Genomic DNA, 16,217 nt, shown 5'->3' with positions numbered 1-16,217 from the left:
TACACTCAGAGCCCAAGCATTTCAATCTGCCGCGGCAGGCACAGATCGCGCAAGCTAAACCGCTCGCGCACCGTCGCGATACCGGCATCGCGCAGCATTGCCGCCAATGCCGCGTCGCTACACACATTCACGAGCGCATCAACCAGTTCGTCTTTCGCAAAGAAATCCACCAACAAGCCGTTGCAACCGTGGTCAATCACCTCTTCGACCGGGGCGGTCCGCGAGCCGACTACCACGGCGCCCGCAGCCATCGCTTCGAGCATCGACCACGACAGCACGAACGGATAGGTCAAGTAGACATGCGCACTCGACAACTGCAGCACGCGCAGATAATCGATGTACGGCAGGCGGCCGAGAAAATGGACACGCGAGGCATCCAGTTGTGGGCCGACTTCGGCAAGGCAGTGCTCGCGCCACGTCCCCTTTGCAGGCGGCTTGCCATAAGACACACCGTCAGCGCCAACAATCACCACATGCGCACGCGGTAATCGACGCTGCAGCTGAGGCAACGCTCGCATGAAGCAGTGAAAACCACGGTACGGTTCAAGGTTGCGGGCCACATAGGTGATCACCTGATCATCGCGCGTCAATGTGATGCCGCGTTGCGGCAAGTGCATGCGAACGGTCGGATTCGGCTTGACCAGATCGAGATCGATGCCGTCGTGCACGACCTCAATGCCCGGCTGAAACAACATTGGATAACGCGAGCGTTGCCATTGCGTCGGGCTAATACCCGCGTCTGCCGCGACTAGGCTGACGAGTTGCGGCATGTTCTCCGTGCGAATGCGCAACCCCTCCGGATCGATGTCGGGAAACTCGGGGTCGAACTGGTAGTCTTGACCATCTCGATTGAAATAGAACTCACAATATTCGACCACGCGTGCTTGCGGGAACACGTCCTTCACGTGCAACATATCACCCCAGCCAGGATGACCGTAGACCAGATCGGGGCGAAAGCCATCTGCAGCGAGTTGCCTCATACAAGCCGCGACAGCACGGCCCCGGCGCAAGGCGTTGCCTGTAGTCCACAGATCGCGCGGCATGCGATCGCGCGGCGTCGGAGTAAAGTCGTAGCCGATAAAACGCACGCCATCCACCAAACGTCGGATATTCTCGCGAATACGCTTGCGCTCACCGATCGCGACGATCTCGACGCGCGGATCCTGCGCGCAATGAAACATTAGATGACGGAACTGTGCCGGCAAGTTCTGATGGATCAACAAGATCTTCACGATTCAATGCCCGTTCGCACGTGCGCTCCGATGCGTGACCAATTAACCAACCGCCCATTGCACTCTATCGGCCGTCGCTGCGCAGCAAGCCCACGATTCGCCTGTGCGCTGCGTCGTCACAGGCATGCTTATCCAGACACGATCAGTCAATCGATAATTCATCGTCGGTAATCCATTACTTTGCACTCGATACGACAACGCGCAATTGGTAATACGACAGGCTAATAGCCACCGGAATTTAATCTGGTGATTGTTGTTTAGAAAAATCTAATTTAATAATCACCCATGCACTGAACGGCCGATAAACGGTTATGCAATCGGCAATACAGGCGCACGTCTACACAGCGCCAGTCCAGACAGGAAAGCGCAATATACCGACGTCACACACAGTCAGGCGTGATCAGTTTACGTACTACGGGGAGATACAACAAATGCCATGACGCGGCGAGGAATAACAATGACGAGACAACGCCCCCAGATACTTTTTCATGTGGCCCTCGATATTTTTCTCTTCTCTCAATACGCCTGCCTTTCGCAGACGTTTACGTATCAGAGATACACTATGCCGCACGTAATGCAATGTCAATCAATTCGTCGGGAATTTTTATTGAAATAATTTAGAAAGCTAATTTAATGTTTATGAAAGAATATGGCCCACAGGAAATATAAGTACCCACGCAACTGTGGCCCGACGTGCAATGGGTCCGTTTGGTGCGTCGGCAAAATTTAGGTGACTCTCCCAATGGAATCACTCAGACTGCGAACACCCGAAGCTATGCCTCTACCAATAAGTATCGTCGCAAATACAACGAGGGCGGATTACCATGCCGTGCCGTGCAAATCGTGACAATCGCGATGCGGGATAATCCGGCCGTCAACGTAATCACGGCCAAGTCATGCTACATGTGACATGCGAGGCCATATAGCGGTAGTCGACCCTATTGGTTTATCGAACAAGAGGTGTGAAGTCGTCCCAAGACACAGTACCTAGAAGCCGAAAGGCGAATTCCGGATGAGTTCGATCGATTTTCACCATGCACCGAATCTCACCGCGAGTTCTTGGCGACAAGACGATGCACGCGTTACGTCCAGCTCGTGGCAGGCTTTAGCACAAATGTGACGAGCAAGGTATTCACGGCATCTCGCTCTAGTACCTGCTGCGCGATCCGGCAGAAACGGTTCGCCAGGTGTGCGAGGACGAAACTGTCGGATGCACGCACAACACCGACAAGCGACGCACCTGTGCCGGCAAGATGCGAAACGAGCACGCTATGCCACAACGCGCCGATGTCGTCACCAACCTCAACCGTTGCCATGCTCATACCCGCTGCATGCTGCGCGAACGCGCGGCCATGCGCAAAGTTCAGGTCCACCACCGCGAGCGTGCCACGCGTATCGGCAACGCGCGCGAACGCAGGCCACGTGTAACCCGCAGTGGCTGCAAGCCACGCACTGGTAGCAACAAAAGTACGTCGATCCAACGCCTCACTCCTCTGCGCGTGAAATCCGCTTACTTATGTATAACCGCGCCGGTCCCGCCACGCGCGCGGCCAGATCCCCTGCTTGCCCGGCGACAGGATACCGGCCGGATCGAGTGCATCCTTGATCGTCTCCGACAGCTTGAGCAGCGCGCCATCGTTGAAGCTGTATTGCGCGGCGGCATAGTCCATGTACGCCAGATGCGCGCGATATTCGCCGTACCCGGCTGCATGCGCGTCGCTCATCAGTGCGCGAAGTAGATCACCTGCGCTCTCGGTCTGACGTTGATCGTTGCGATTGAAGATCGCCGCGAACACATGATGCAGATGCCGCACACCGGCAGTGAAGCCGCCGTAGTAATCGAAGCCATATTCGGCAGCCCGCGCTTTCGTCATCGTGTACTGGCGCATCGCGTCGCGGCCGGTGGCCGGACACAGCGGCGAAAAGTCCACGTGTGCGCCTGCACCGCCGCGCCAGTCGAGCATACGGAACGCGCTCATCGCAGGAATGCCCGAGAGATTGCGATCGCTACCGCCCGCTGGCTGCACATCGCCCGCATACTTCGCCGATGAAAAAACCGCCCCGGGTATGCGCGAAAACGCGCGCTCGATGCGCCTGTGCCGTACGTCGATAAGTTCAGGCTCGCCATAGATCGCGTAATGCAGATTCCAGCGGCCGACGTGCAACGCATCGAGCATCGTATCGATCGCGCGCTCCGGCATCGGCCCATCGCCGTCATACCACTGCGTACGTGTCGACAGACCCGCGGCCCGACGCAGACCGCCTTCGATCACCGCCTGGTTGCGGATCGTTTCATCGAGGCGCAGCGGCCGCAGAATTTCGACGATCGCTTCGAGATCCTCCTCCCGACGAAACTGGATCTCGCCGAGCAGCCATGCGGGCGGTGCGGGCATCAACCACACACCCATCTTCGTAACGACGCCGTAATTCGACTGCATGAACATCGCATCGAACGACGGACCGTAGCCTGCCTTGTACAACTGCCACGCCGAACCCGGTCCCTCGCCCATGCCGAGTGCGCCCATGCCGGTGCGTACGACCGTGCCGTCGGCCAGCACGATCTCCATACCGCACTGCTGTGCCGCGTGATCGCCATACGACGTGTAGCCGAAACCGCGCTCGAGCGTGTTGCCGATCACGCTGCCCCAGCCCGCCGCGGGTGGATCGACCCAGAGCTTGTGACCGTGTTCGCGCAAATAGGTATGCAGATCGAAATAGCTGACACCCGGTTCGACAAGTGCATACGCGAGCGTGTCGTTGACCTCGATGATGCGGTTCATGCGTTGCAGATCGAGCACCACCGATCCTGCGAGACGCGGCGCCGCCCCGCCGTAGGCGAGATTACGACCGGTCGATACGGTCCATAGCGGAATGCGGTATTCGCTGGCAATACGCAGGATGGCGCGAATCTCGTCGACACCAGCCGGCAGCACCGCCGCCGACGCCGCGCCCGACGCAGCCTGGCCGGGCGCAAACGGATCGAGATACGCGACGAGCCCCGCCGCCGCCGACACCACGTTCGCCGCGCCGACCACTGTTGACCATTGCGCGATCGCGCGGTCGAAGGTGGCGGCGGACACACCGGGTGGCAGCACACGCATCAAGGGGCCCGCCTCACGGGTTTCAGTTGCGCTCAGTAGCCGCCCGTTCCACCGCTGCTGCTCGAGCTGCTACCGCCCGACGACCCCATATCGCTACATCCACTCGTTGCCAGCGACGCCAGCGCAAGCGCCAGGATTACGAATACAGCTGACAACATCCTCTGGGTTTTCATGTTCGTCTCCGGATTTAGGGGAGCGGCGCCGTACGCGGATCGTCCGGCACCCTCCTGGTCAGGTCGCAGGCAGTATGCGCAACGCCCTGCGCGGCGCTGCCGCGACGTTGCCCTGCGCTACCCTGTGGACTTAACGGACGCGGACGCGACTTTATTCCGCACTTTGCGCGCTTTCCGTCGATCCGGCACGCGCCGCGCCGGAAATTCGCCGGTCACCCGGCTGTCACGCCCGATTCATGCGGAACGGCCAGACCATCATGAGATTGGTAACTCAACGTTACATAAGGAATTTTGGAGATGCTTCCGCGCCGACAAGCCGTTATAGTGGTCGAAAGTTTGCCGCCAGACGCGCACTACGCCCACAAGGGGTAGAATCGCGGCGAACAACCGTTTCTCCAACCTGACTTATCCATGCCTTCCGCAGAATCGCATCCGCAAAACGACTTTATGAACGCAGCGCGCAAAGAACGAAAGCGCGTGGAGATTTACCTCGTCAACGGCATTCGCCTGACCGGGTGTATCGAGTCGTTCGATCAGTATCTGGTGATGCTGCGCACGCCCGTGGGGCTGCAAGGCATTTATAAGCGCGCCATCTCGACGATCCAGCTCGATACCGGCACGCGGCCGGGCCCTCGTACCCCGCGCCCGTCGCACGGCGAACACACCACGCGGGGCCCGCACGGCTCGCGCGAACCCCGCGAACCGCGCGGTGAACCGAGAGAACACCGGGAACCGCGTGAATCGTATGGCTCCCACTCGCCGGCCGAGCGCTCCGAACGGAGCACGTCTGACACGCCAGTTGTCGTCACCCGGCGCCGCAGGCTGTTCGGCACGAGCGGTGGCGACGGCAATAACGGCAACGGTAATGGCAACAGCGGCAACGGCGGCGCCACCGAATAGCCTGTAACGCGAGACGGCCGCTATTCCGCCGTCTCGCTACCCAGCCGCTGCAAAATCCGCTCGATCCGCAAGTCCTGCTGGTGCGTCAGCGCGAAACCACATTGCACGGCAAGTAGACGCCGGCGCCAGTAGCTGGCGTTCAGCGCGCGGATCATCGGTTGGCGCGTGGCCCACTCCAGATGTTCCAGCTCCGCCTCCACTACGTGCAACGCATGCACGCGTTGCGCCTGCCCTGGCCTCTTCGTCTCCATGAGTGTGCCGTCCCGTTGGTGTGCTGACGCGATGGCCGGCCCATACCGCCATCGCCGCGACACTCGAAAGACGAAATTATGCGGATTGATTTTTAGGATATCCGTGGCATCCTGTGGCACGGCGTGGTGGCACGCGAATTCGTTAAGAAAACGCTTACCGCCGTCGATGCAATACGACCGTGCGAAATCGTGATCCGCACGTTGCCTTGCCAGCGGGCAGCCGTATGCGCCAGGTTGACCTGCGCTATCCTGAGCGCTGGCATTTTCAAACGGAGCACGCCATGGCGACCTCCCGCCCCAATGCGCCCAGCCCCGCAGAAAGCGCGGATGAGCGACTCGATGAGGCTCTCGACGAAACCTTCCCGGCCAGCGACCCGATCGCAGTCGATCCGACCGAGCCACGTCGTACGAATCGACCTGGCCAGCAGCCAAATTCGAAGCCGCACAAATCGTCTTGAGCGGGCCATCCCGCTTTCTATCCGCTTGTCGCCAGTCTCTGCACGGATGTGCGGAGAGCCCCTCCTGAAAAACAAAACCCCGCGCGGCGCACCGGGCGGGGTCTGGTTCATGCGGGTTGGATCCGTGCTGTCAGCGGCGTTAGGTCCGCTGTTCCGACGAAGCGATCAGTTCGTCGGCAAGCCGTTTTCCAGTTGACGCTGCAGCTCGCGCACCTGACGCTGGGCTGCCCGCAGTTGCTCCTGCGCACTCGCCCGTTGCTGCGCCAGCGCGACGGCCTGCGCCTGATTGGCACGCTGCTGATCGGAAACGATCGATTGCTGCTGACGCGCCACGTTGAGATCCGACTGCAGCCGGCTAGCGCGGTCTTGCGACAGCGCGATCATGCGCTCGGTGAACGCCTTCTGCGCTTCGAGTCGCGTACGGCGAAGTTCGACGTCAGACAATTGCAAGGTCTGACGGACGAAGTCCTTGTAGATCATTTCGGCGCGGGTCTCATCCGAGGTCTTGATAACGCGCCAGAAATTTTTCTGCTGGAACAGCGCGACGTAGTACGTCATTTCCTTGCCGTAGAACAGCAGGCTCGCCCCATAGGTACCGTTGTAGGTCGTGCGGAGTTCGCTGAGATCCGAACCGCGGATCATCTGCTGCAACTCGGCGACGTTGCCGGCGGCGGATTCCTGCGCTTCGGCGGGTGTCAGCGCGGGCGACGCTTGCGCTGCCGTAGCGCCCGATTGCAGCGGCGCAGTGGACGGCAACGCCGTGTTGACGGACGGCTGGGAAACGACCGCGGCGGCGTTGGATGCGCCGTCGGGAAGGGTCTGGGCCCCTATGCTTTGCACGCCGGCCAGCGCCACGAACGCGGCCAACGCGAGGTGTCGAAGTGTCGACTTATGGTCCATGTGATTCCTGCTGAAAACAGTCTTTGTTTTATTACAGCCGACGCATTATTACTCACTTTCGCGAGTTTCGGGCTCTTCGTCAAAAATTTGGTACTTACGCATTTTCTCCCAGAGCACCTTGCGGCTGATACCCAGATGCTGCGCTGTATCCTGCCGGCGCCAGCCGTTCGCATCGAGCGCGGCGATCACCCGGTTGCGCTCCGCCATGTCCCATTTACTGCGATCGACGAGCACTTCCGCGGCGATTTCGGCGGGCACCGGTTGCGTGCTGCGCGCGAGCGCGAGTAGCCGTTGCAGCCGTGCCGCATCCCATGCACCGATCTGCCGGACCGTGACGCCGATACGCTCGGCGAGATTGCGCAATTCGCGCACGTTGCCGGGGAAGTAGGTATCGGCGACAGCGTCGGCTAGCCAGTACGGAATGTCGGGTAGTTCAGCAAGCCGCTCGACCCCGACCACCGATGCGATGAAGGCCTTGAAGATCGCGATCTTGTCGACGGCACCGCGCTCTTCCAGCGAGGGAATTTTCAGCTCGATCACTGCGAGCCGGTAGTACAGGTCGGCGCGGAAGGTACCGTCCTTGACGAGTTGTGGCAGATGCCGGTTGGTCGCCGCGACGAGCCGGAAATCGAGCTTTACAGGTGCGGCCGAGCCGATACGCGTTACCGCACTGTCTTCGAGCACGCGCAGCAGTTTTACCTGCTGATAGAGCGGGAGATCGCCGATTTCATCGAGGAACAGCGTGCCGCCGTCCGCCTGTTCGAAATAGCCTTTGTGGGCGACGACCGCGCCTGTGAAAGAACCCTTCGAGTGGCCGAAGAACAGCGATTCGAAGAGGCCGTCGGGGATTGCGCCGCAGTTCACCGCGACGAATGGGCCTAGTCCGTAGCGTGAATGCTTTTCGTGCAGAAGCTGCGCGATGCGTTCCTTGCCGACACCGGTTTCGCCGTGGACCAGTACGCTCGTATCACAGTCGGCGAAGGTGTCGACTTCGTGCAGCAGCGCCTGCATGCATTCCGAGTTCGCCACTAGCGCGCTCGACTCCAGCGTCTGCGCGCTGTGTGCGCGCAACTGCAGGACGAGCTTCGAGATCATGCCGCGCAGTTCGGCGCAGGTGAAATCTAGTGGTAGTACGTGCGAGTACTCCGAGGGGTACATCGACGGATCGTGATCGCGTGGTGCCGCGCCGACCCACACGACCGGCATGCCGTGGGCCGCCTGCCAGTCGCGCAGGATCAGCGCGCCGCTGTCGATCACGGAGACGCTGATGATCGCTAGCGACGGACGTACCGCGGTTCTTTCAGGCGAGATCGCTATGTCGTCGGCGCGGATCACCTCGACGTCGAAACTCGCCATGCAGCGCGCGACCCGGTCGACGATGTCGGCCTTGCCTTCCCAGACGTAGAGGTCGAGTTCTTCGAGTTTGGTGGAGGTTCTCATCGAAATGGTTGCTAGTTGACCAGGTTCGCCACGCCGCAGGAAAGCGACAGGTCGGTGACGCTTGCGACGCCTAGTTGTACGCCAAGCAGTTGCAGGAGCGGAACCAGCAGTTGGTTCAGCGCCGTGAGGACCGGCGACAGGATGGCGAGGACCGCGCTTGTGATCGGGGCGAGCAGCGCTCCGAGGCCGAGATTAATCCCAATGATGTTCACCGACAACGTACTAGTGAGCGTCTGATTGAGAGTGGTCAACGCGTTCGCCACCGCGAGCCCCACGTTGTTCGAGTTCGGCGTAGAACCACTCACGAGGTTTGTATTGCCGTCGAACACCTGGGTTTGCTGCCCCGGCGGAGCGACCGGCGCGCTGCCACAGGCGGTTACTGTGATCAAACCCAACAGATTTGCAAGCGTTGCGGGCGAGCTACATGCAGGACCTGATGTACTGCCCACAGTGAGCGTCGCTAAGCCGGGCTTCGTGGCTATCGTCGAACGGCTCGCGGCGAGCGTTGTCGCACATTGCGTCGATTGCAGCCATGAGGTGGCGGTGGCCACCTGAATGGACAATGGCAGATTCACCTGAAGCAGCGCACCGAGGAATGTGCCTGCCGACCCGACGTTGACATTCAGCGTCGTCTGGATCTGCGCCGTTTGTGCCTGGGTGCGCCAGACGCCGGCCGCATTCTTACCCGCCTCGCCGATCGCCACGACCGCCGGCTGAATGACCTGCAGCGATAGTGTCACACCGGCGACGCCCGGCACTGTGAGTCCGGCCGCCACGTTGATGGCCGGCTTGCCAACCTGGGCGATCTCGGCCGCGACGATCAGCGCCTGGAGTGGATTGATCACGGCATTGAGTGCTGCTTGCGAATTCGCAAGGCTGACTGAGATAACCCCAGCAGTAGTACTGCCCGCTGTCTGCCCGAGCGGAAACGTCGGCGTACCCGGAATGCTCGCAAGATTGATCGACTGCATCGCCGACTGGCCTGCCTGCAGTACGACACTTGCGACGGTCGTGCGGCTGAGTGCCGTCACCATTAGTGCAGCCAGTGAGCCCGCATTGATCGGTAGCTGTAGCAGTTGGTCCACAGTCGCGACATTGGCTGCAACCATCAGGTCGCTTACTTTCACACCAACATTCGCAAGCCCGCAATACGAAACGGCTGACAGGCTCAGGCTTGTGTTCAGCAGTCCACCGAGTATTGCATTGAGAATGCCGGCCTGCGCAGCAGCTCCAGCAGTGGGTGTACCGTTCGCCTGGCACATCGAACCACCGAGCGACAACAATCCAGAGCCGACGCTGAACGAGCCTACATTCGTTGCCTGTGCGATCGCGGTCGCACTGAGCGTGCGTGCCGGCCCCATGAAGAAATAAGGAACCTGTTCGCTCACAGTGACCTGCGCAGCGTTCTGCGGTGTACCTGTGGTGGAAAAATACGTACTTCCCGCGTTGGAGGTCGGATCCCAGCGGCCACACGTCACCGCGACCGTTCCGGTCGTCGGCAGCCCGTTGGCGCCCGCAGCACCCTGTGCGGACGTGGTTGCGGCAGTGCAACCGCCTGCGCTGCCAATCGTTTCGGCCGCGGCAGTAGCAGCAAGATCGGCGGAGCGTTGCAGATCCCGACGCGCAAAATAGAAATTACCGATATCGATCGCGCCGAGCGCAGCCATTGCCACGGCGACCCAGATCGCAGCCAGCACGGCGACCGCGCCCCGCTGTTGGCGCGGCGCCGCCTTGTGCGTCCGGTTTGCGTACGGCCTGACGCAGGTGGGTTGCTTGCGCGTAAACATATCAATTCGACGGCAGCTGACCACCCGATCCGCCGCCGCTGCCTTGTTGATTAACCGCCGACCCATACAGATCGGGAATCTTCGACTTAAATGATTCCATGTAGCGCCGATAGGCAAGCCCTGCCTCCTCTCCGAGCATCGGCTGCGCAGGCGCTGCGGCCGTGTTGCTTCGTTGCAGCTCGAGCCATGTCTTGGTCGCGTGGCCGACTTCGCCGGGCGGAACAGCCGGTGCCGGAACAACATCCTGCGCGTACGCCGACCCAGTCACTCCAGCGCTGCATATCACGGTCAATAGATTCGCCGCGATCGTACGCAGGCGTCGAATTGTCTTCTTGCTTTTCATGTCACCCCCTGTTTCTCTGGCTCGTCACTGCGTGAACCATTGCAGTAGCCGTGGCGCTGTCTCGGACGTGCGCGGTACGCTTGCGACCGTCCCGGTAGTGCGTTCCGCTTGTGGTAGCGGCGAATCTAGTTGCTTTGCCCGTTGTGCAGTCGCCACCTTTGCCGCATCGATGCGAATCGCCGATCGTAAGTCCGGCGACATTTTTTGCTGCGTCATTAGTGCCTGTGCCTGCTTACTCTGCCCATCCGCAAGCAGAAAGAGCACGACATTGCTGATGATCTTCTGATTGCTCTGCTCGAGCTGCGCAGCTTTCATCAACGGCACGCGCGCAGCGCTCACATCGCCAGTACGTAACTCCGCATAGCCGAGATCGGACAGCGTCGACGCGTCGGTCGGTACCAGTTGCGCCGCCTGCTGCAACTGCTGAACGGCGCGCGGAAAATCACCCGATTCGCCCGCGATAAGACCCAGCCCGCGGTGACCGCGTGCCGCAAGCGGTGTCTGCAACAACTGCGTATAACTGGCCGCACTCGCAGCCGGCTGATCGGTCATGCGCAGCGCATCGGCACGCAACACGATCGTGTCCGGCGAAACGCCGTATTGCTTCTCGTACGCGTCGATATGGGCAAGCGATGCGAAGTACAGCCCCTGCTGTTGCATCCGGTCGATCAGGCCGAGGTACATGCCGGGCGTATCCGGCGCGGGCGTACGATCGGCCTGCTGCATCATTGCCTGACGCTCTGCCTGCGGACCAACGCCGTAGCCCTGCGCACTGCATGCGCCCAGCAGCGCAAGTACGAGCGCCACAACCGTGCAGCTTGCTAGTCGCGCTGTGAGATTCAAAGTGGTATCGAAAGCCATGTCTCTATCCCTCAGTGATGCATCGACTTCAGGGAATGGGTAACCGACAGCACACCGGGCCCTGCAGTCACTATCATTAGCGCCGGCAGTAGCGTGAGAATCATCACGCCGGTCATTTTCACGGTGAGGCGCCCGATCCGCTCCCGCAACATGGAGCGGCGCGTTTCGCGCAGCCGATCGCCGAACTGTTTAAGCGGCTCCTGCACTGCGCCGCCATGTCGGTCCACTTGTATCAGCAGACGCACCACCGCACGCAGATCCTCGTTCTCGTAACTCGAAGACAGCCGGTTCAACGACTGCTCGCGCGTGCGACCCGTCGCGAACTGACGCTGCGCGATTTCGAGTTCGCTCGACAGCACCGGCAACACGCCGCGGAAATCGCCAACGATTACCTGCAGGCTCTGGTCGAGTGAGAGCCCGACGCCCTGTAACAAACGCAACAGATCGACCAGCAGGGGCAGTTCGTCGGCGATAGCGCGTCGTCGCGCGGCCGCGCGGCGACGCAGCATGATCTTCGGCACCATCACGCCGCTTGCCGCGGAGACAAGCAGGAATACCACATAGCGCGTACCGTCGACATGCCCGTGTAACCCAATGCCGTCGATAACCGGAAATACGATGGCGCAGAGAATCCGTGCTATCAGGAACAATCCGCGGGTTCGCGTATCGACAAAGCCGCATTGCTCGAGCAATCGACGGTCTTCCTCGGCGACGATTTGCCGGCCAAACGGTGTATCGAGCCAACGAGCTCCCGTATGCGAAAAACTTTCGAGCATCCCCTTTATGCCCCGAGCAGGAGCTACTGCCGGTGCCTTCTTCGCGGCGCCCGATGCACCGGATATACCGCCCTGAATGCTGGGGACAGCGCGCGTGGCCGTAGCTGCTACCGCCGCCGCATTCTGCAATGCTCGCTCGTCAAGCGCATGCGCCAGCGTGCGCTCGCTGCGCCCCGCAGCGACGAGTCGCGCAATCAGTAGAGACGCGATCAACAGCAACCCCAAGGCTGCGGCTGCAAGAGCAAACGAGAGGAGATGGTTCGATTCCATCGCTACCCCTTCAGCCGCGTGAGGCGGTACAAGAGGTATGCCCCCAGAATCTGCAGCGCAAACGCGAGATACAGAATCTTCCGACCAAACGGATCGAACCACATCGAACCGAAATAGCGTGGGTTCGTTACGATCAGAAAACCACCGATCCCTACCGGCAGCAGGCCGAGTACCCACGACGACAGGCGCGTTTCCGACGACATTGCAACGAGCTCGCGCTCTGCCTGCTCGAGATCTCGCATGAAAGTTGCCATCCGATCGAGCATCACGTCTGAGCGTCCGCCGTACTTGACCGACAGACGCAACACCGAACCGACCAGATCCAGTTCGCGAGCGCCATACAGCTGCGCTACCTGAGACAGTGCACGGTCAATCTCGACGCCAGTGCGCAACATCCGCGATACATGATCGAGGCAATCGCGCAACGGCGCTTCCGTGGTCTGTAACGTAGCCTGAAACGCGGCAGGAACGCTGTTACCCAAGGTGACCAGTCGCACGATGCCATCCAGAAACGACGGCAACTGCCGCACAATCGCGCGACGGCGCCGGCTGGCACGCATCGATAACGCGAAATAGATAACCACACCGCTGACGATCAGCATGACGCACGCACCCAGTGCCCCGCCTTCGCTCCACGTCAGCGCACACAACGCAATTACCAGCACCGCCACAATCGAAAGAGACACCTGCGGGTTACGAATTCCCGCACGGCTTACCACATTGTTGAATGCATATTGGGCCCACGCCCTTGCGTAGCGCACGTATGCCCCCCAACCGTCTTCGGCCGATGGCCGCTGAGGAGCAAACACCGAGGCAGGCGCGATACGACGTGTCGGTGACACGGCAGGCGTTCCGACTGGCACTCCCGCTGCAACCGCTGCTGGTGCGACGCGACTAGTGATAAACCGCTCGGTATTGACCTGCTCCTTACGCTGCGCCCCCCGATGCAGAAGCAGTAGCGCAAGCGCCGCGCACAGCAGCGCGGTGGCAGCGAATACCAGAGCCATGCTAGACATTGAACCCTCCGCCAAACCCCGGACCGTTACCGCCAAATCCGCCACCGAAGCCACCCGCGACTGCCGACGACTCACCCAGCACCTGCCTGAAACGCGCGAGTTTCGGTGAATGCGGATGTATCCCCAGCGACTCCCACTGATCGATCTCTTCACCCTCAGGTGTCGTCACAGGTTCGTAGCGATACAGTTCCTGCGTTGCGATGATGTTGTCTGAAAGTCCTGTCACTTCAGTGATCGAAAGGATGCGTCGACGACCATTCGACAGTCGCCCGATCTGCACGATGAAGTCGATCGCATTCGCGATCTGCCGGCGCAAGCTCGATTCGGTGCCCTGAAAGCCCGCGAAGCCTGCCAGCATTTCGAGCCGATACAGACATTCACGCGGTGAACTCGCGTGGACTGTGCCCATCGAACCGTCGTGCCCGGTGTTCATCGCCTGCAGCATTTCCAGTACTTCACCGCCGCGCACTTCGCCGACGATGATCCGGTCCGGGCGCATCCGCAGCGTGTTGCGCAGCAGGTCGCGAATCGTCACGAGCCCCGAGCCGTCGAAGCCGCCGGGTCGGCTTTCAAGTCGTACCACGTGCGGGTGGTTCAGCGACAGTTCGGCCGTGTCCTCGATCGTCACCACGCGCTCGATCTCAGGGATGTGGAACGCCAGCGCATTGAGCAGCGATGTCTTGCCCGAGCTCGTACCGCCCGACACCAGCACGTTGCAGCGTGCTTGTACGGCCGCCTCAAGCAGCGCGCCGATCTCTGGGTTGTAAGTGCCGTTGCCAAGCAGATCGTCGGGACGTAGCGGATCCTTGCGGAACTTGCGAATCGACACAATCGGACCGTCGATCGACAGCGGCTCGATCACGACGTTGACACGACCGCCATCAGGCAGGCGCGCATCGACCATCGGATTCGACTCGTCGAGCCGCCGCCCGATCGGCGCAAGAATGCGCCGCACGATACGCAGCAGATGTGCGTTGTCGGCAAAGCGCACCTGGATTTTCGTCAGGATGCCGTGGCGCGACACGTACACATCGTTATAGCCATTGATGAGAATGTCCTCAACGGCTGGATCGTTCAGCAGATCCTCGATCGGACCGAAGCCGGCGAGTTCCTTCGTCAACGCCTCGGCGATCAACCTCACTTCACTCTCGTTGATCGGGATGCGGCGCATCCGTACGAAGCTGTCCATTTCCAGGTCGACGAACTGGTTGATTGCATTGCGCGACCAGCGACCGAACTCTGCGCCGAGCTCTTCAATCCGCGTAAGCAGATGCTCGTGCGCAGCGTTCTTGATGTCCTGGAACTGCTGGCTATGCGCGAACGCAGGTGCGTCGTCGGCAAATTCGATATCTTTTGCCATCGTCTATGACCGCTTCTGTGAGGTTGGAATAAAACGCCTGAGCGCGCCGAGCGCGGACCGGCCCCGCGAAGACGCTGCGGTCGGCGCCGCACCGCCCAGCCGTTCGACGAGCGGTTCGAGCGCGCGCACATACGGATCGCGCGCCGCCGCATCGGCCAGCAACTGCCCCTGATTCGCCGCCTGACCGAGTGCGACGCGGCGCTCCGGCAACATCGTAAGCAGCGGCACATCGAGTCTCTGCACAATCTGGGCAGAGGTGAGACTCAATTCCGACTCGTACTTATTGACGATGAGCCGGACGTTCTCCATATCAACCGCTTCCTCGCGCAACGAATCGAGCACCGCCGCAGCCGATACGATCGACGCCACGCCCTGATCGCAGACCAGCCAGGTTTCGTCGGCTGCCTGCACGACGTTCGCAATGAACTCGCTGTTGGTGAAACCACCGAGATCGACGATCTGCTGATCGAAGAATGCCCGCAAACGGTTCAGCAGGCCGACCGAAGCGGAATACGACACCTCGCGCATATCCGCAAGATTGGGCGGCAGCGTGGTCAGCGCAAGTCCACTGGCGTGTCGCGACAATGCGGTGTGCACGAAGGTCTGATCGAAACGGCGCAGGTTGCGCACGGCTTCGACAAAATTGAACTCGCTGCGCGTGTTGAGCAGTAACGTACCGTCGCCTTGTGGCAGACCAAGATCGAGCAACGCTGCCTGACGGCCTTGCGGTGCATCGCGTCGCTGCAGCATCACCGCGAGATTGGCCGCCAGCGTGCTCACGCCCATGCCGACGCGCGCGCCGAGCAGCACGGTGACGCGGCCATGACGGCTGACCGGTTCGACCAGATTATCGATCGCCTGACGCGTGATCCTGAGCGCATCTTCTGCCGGCGCGGACAGATCGATGAAATCGCGCACGCCCGCACGCAACGCGGCAAGTGCGCTTTCCGGTTCCGCCAGCGAACCGACCGCGACGATCTGCAGACCAGGATATGCAGTGCGCGCGGCACTGGCGGCAACGCTCGCGGCCGCCGCGCGACCGCCTGAAAAATCGATGAACACGAGTGAAGGGTTCAGCGTAGCGATCCGCTGCGTGAGCTGAGTGGGGTCGAGCGTTGCCGCCTCGACGGCACCCGCTGCGACGAGCGTACCCGCGAGCCAACGTACGTGCTCGTCCGTAAGCGAGGCAAACACAAAATAATCGGTGATCGCGCGCTCAGTCAACGAATGCGTTCTCGCGTTCATAATGGACATCCTCCAGCGGCGAGAACTGCGACGCCGCCACATCGTCATACGCACCGACAACCGGCGCGGCACTACACATTGCTTCGGCCCGAACCACGGGCGCC

Annotated in this window: 16 protein-coding genes; 2 read left to right on the top strand and 14 right to left on the bottom strand. The window is 60.9% G+C overall.

Annotated features, from left to right (window positions below; translation table 11 throughout):
* Nucleotides 1-5: 5 nt before the first annotated feature.
* The 4 genes from FNZ07_RS21505 to FNZ07_RS33710 form a co-directional block, all read right to left on the bottom strand.
* Nucleotides 6-1,232 carry a glycosyltransferase gene (locus FNZ07_RS21505; RefSeq protein WP_091016152.1) on the bottom strand — a complete coding sequence of 409 codons (1,227 nt, stop codon included), beginning with the start codon at nt 1,230-1,232 and terminating at the stop codon, nt 6-8.
* Nucleotides 1,233-2,314: 1,082 nt separating this feature from the next.
* Entirely contained in the window at nt 2,315-2,713 is a 399-nt protein-coding gene (locus FNZ07_RS21500) for a hypothetical protein (RefSeq protein ID WP_091016150.1), read from the bottom strand.
* Nucleotides 2,714-2,746: 33 nt separating this feature from the next.
* A complete protein-coding gene (locus FNZ07_RS21495; protein ID WP_091016147.1) occupies nt 2,747-4,336 on the bottom strand; it encodes an FAD-binding protein in 1,590 nt (529 codons plus the stop codon).
* Between the two features lie 29 nt (nt 4,337-4,365).
* Nucleotides 4,366-4,506 (bottom strand): hypothetical protein, encoded by a 141-nt coding sequence (locus FNZ07_RS33710; RefSeq protein WP_170275808.1) that lies wholly within the window; start codon nt 4,504-4,506, stop codon nt 4,366-4,368.
* 411 nt (nt 4,507-4,917) lie between these two features.
* Here FNZ07_RS33710 and hfq point away from each other — a divergent pair, with 411 nt between their 5' ends.
* Nucleotides 4,918-5,406 (top strand): RNA chaperone Hfq, encoded by a 489-nt coding sequence (hfq, locus tag FNZ07_RS21490; RefSeq protein WP_091016145.1) that lies wholly within the window; start codon nt 4,918-4,920, stop codon nt 5,404-5,406.
* Between the two features lie 20 nt (nt 5,407-5,426).
* On the opposite strand, the gene FNZ07_RS21485 is transcribed toward hfq, so the two are convergent.
* Nucleotides 5,427-5,657, bottom strand: coding sequence for a hypothetical protein (locus FNZ07_RS21485; RefSeq protein ID WP_091016143.1), 231 nt, complete (start codon nt 5,655-5,657; stop codon nt 5,427-5,429).
* 281 nt (nt 5,658-5,938) lie between these two features.
* On the opposite strand from FNZ07_RS21485, the gene FNZ07_RS33705 reads away from it, so the two are divergent.
* Complete coding sequence (locus FNZ07_RS33705; protein WP_170275807.1) at nt 5,939-6,115, top strand: hypothetical protein; 177 nt, start codon at nt 5,939-5,941, stop codon at nt 6,113-6,115.
* A 165-nt stretch (nt 6,116-6,280) separates the two neighbouring features.
* On the opposite strand, the gene FNZ07_RS21480 is transcribed toward FNZ07_RS33705, so the two are convergent.
* From FNZ07_RS21480 to FNZ07_RS21440, 9 genes are all read right to left on the bottom strand, one after another.
* Complete coding sequence (locus tag FNZ07_RS21480) at nt 6,281-7,015, bottom strand: DUF2968 domain-containing protein (RefSeq protein ID WP_091016140.1); 735 nt, start codon at nt 7,013-7,015, stop codon at nt 6,281-6,283.
* A gap of 48 nt (nt 7,016-7,063) precedes the next feature.
* On the bottom strand, nt 7,064-8,455 hold the full coding sequence (locus tag FNZ07_RS21475; RefSeq protein ID WP_091016138.1) for a sigma 54-interacting transcriptional regulator: 1,392 nt from the start codon (nt 8,453-8,455) through the stop codon (nt 7,064-7,066).
* Nucleotides 8,456-8,466: 11 nt separating this feature from the next.
* Nucleotides 8,467-10,242 (bottom strand): TadG family pilus assembly protein, encoded by a 1,776-nt coding sequence (locus tag FNZ07_RS21470; protein ID WP_143098132.1) that lies wholly within the window; start codon nt 10,240-10,242, stop codon nt 8,467-8,469.
* 1 nt (nt 10,243) lies between these two features.
* Nucleotides 10,244-10,510: a DUF3613 domain-containing protein gene (locus FNZ07_RS34140; protein WP_409373401.1), complete on the bottom strand. Its 267-nt coding sequence runs from the start codon at nt 10,508-10,510 to the stop codon at nt 10,244-10,246.
* A 99-nt stretch (nt 10,511-10,609) separates the two neighbouring features.
* On the bottom strand, nt 10,610-11,446 hold the full coding sequence (locus tag FNZ07_RS21460) for a tetratricopeptide repeat protein (RefSeq protein ID WP_245811634.1): 837 nt from the start codon (nt 11,444-11,446) through the stop codon (nt 10,610-10,612).
* Between the two features lie 11 nt (nt 11,447-11,457).
* On the bottom strand, nt 11,458-12,492 hold the full coding sequence (locus FNZ07_RS21455; protein ID WP_091016135.1) for a type II secretion system F family protein: 1,035 nt from the start codon (nt 12,490-12,492) through the stop codon (nt 11,458-11,460).
* A gap of 2 nt (nt 12,493-12,494) precedes the next feature.
* Nucleotides 12,495-13,508, bottom strand: a complete 1,014-nt coding sequence (locus tag FNZ07_RS21450; RefSeq protein ID WP_091016133.1) for a type II secretion system F family protein — start codon at nt 13,506-13,508, stop codon at nt 12,495-12,497.
* Nucleotides 13,501-14,868: a CpaF family protein gene (locus FNZ07_RS21445; protein WP_091016131.1), complete on the bottom strand. Its 1,368-nt coding sequence runs from the start codon at nt 14,866-14,868 to the stop codon at nt 13,501-13,503. The genes FNZ07_RS21450 and FNZ07_RS21445 overlap by 8 nt, the downstream gene beginning before the upstream one ends.
* A gap of 3 nt (nt 14,869-14,871) precedes the next feature.
* Complete coding sequence (locus FNZ07_RS21440; RefSeq protein ID WP_091016129.1) at nt 14,872-16,113, bottom strand: fimbrial protein; 1,242 nt, start codon at nt 16,111-16,113, stop codon at nt 14,872-14,874.
* Nucleotides 16,114-16,217: the final 104 nt, after the last annotated feature.

The sequence above is a fragment of the Paraburkholderia megapolitana genome, assembly GCF_007556815.1.
Taxonomy (GTDB): Bacteria; Pseudomonadota; Gammaproteobacteria; order Burkholderiales; family Burkholderiaceae; genus Paraburkholderia; species Paraburkholderia megapolitana.
Note: the sequence above shows the minus strand (reverse complement) of the source record. Positions and strands in the feature narration are given on the sequence as shown.

Coding starts and splice junctions, on each gene's coding strand:
- FNZ07_RS33710 (WP_170275808.1), bottom strand. CDS start 4,506: ATGAAAACCCAGAGGATGTTGTCAGCTGTATTCGTAATCCTGGCGCTT.
- hfq (WP_091016145.1), top strand. CDS start 4,918: ATGCCTTCCGCAGAATCGCATCCGCAAAACGACTTTATGAACGCAGCG.
- FNZ07_RS21485 (WP_091016143.1), bottom strand. CDS start 5,657: ATGGAGACGAAGAGGCCAGGGCAGGCGCAACGCGTGCATGCGTTGCAC.
- FNZ07_RS33705 (WP_170275807.1), top strand. CDS start 5,939: ATGGCGACCTCCCGCCCCAATGCGCCCAGCCCCGCAGAAAGCGCGGAT.
- FNZ07_RS21480 (WP_091016140.1), bottom strand. CDS start 7,015: ATGGACCATAAGTCGACACTTCGACACCTCGCGTTGGCCGCGTTCGTG.
- FNZ07_RS21475 (WP_091016138.1), bottom strand. CDS start 8,455: ATGAGAACCTCCACCAAACTCGAAGAACTCGACCTCTACGTCTGGGAA.
- FNZ07_RS21470 (WP_143098132.1), bottom strand. CDS start 10,242: ATGTTTACGCGCAAGCAACCCACCTGCGTCAGGCCGTACGCAAACCGG.
- FNZ07_RS21460 (WP_245811634.1), bottom strand. CDS start 11,446: ATGGCTTTCGATACCACTTTGAATCTCACAGCGCGACTAGCAAGCTGC.
- FNZ07_RS21455 (WP_091016135.1), bottom strand. CDS start 12,492: ATGGAATCGAACCATCTCCTCTCGTTTGCTCTTGCAGCCGCAGCCTTG.
- FNZ07_RS21450 (WP_091016133.1), bottom strand. CDS start 13,508: ATGTCTAGCATGGCTCTGGTATTCGCTGCCACCGCGCTGCTGTGCGCG.
- FNZ07_RS21445 (WP_091016131.1), bottom strand. CDS start 14,868: ATGGCAAAAGATATCGAATTTGCCGACGACGCACCTGCGTTCGCGCAT.
- FNZ07_RS21440 (WP_091016129.1), bottom strand. CDS start 16,113: ATGAACGCGAGAACGCATTCGTTGACTGAGCGCGCGATCACCGATTAT.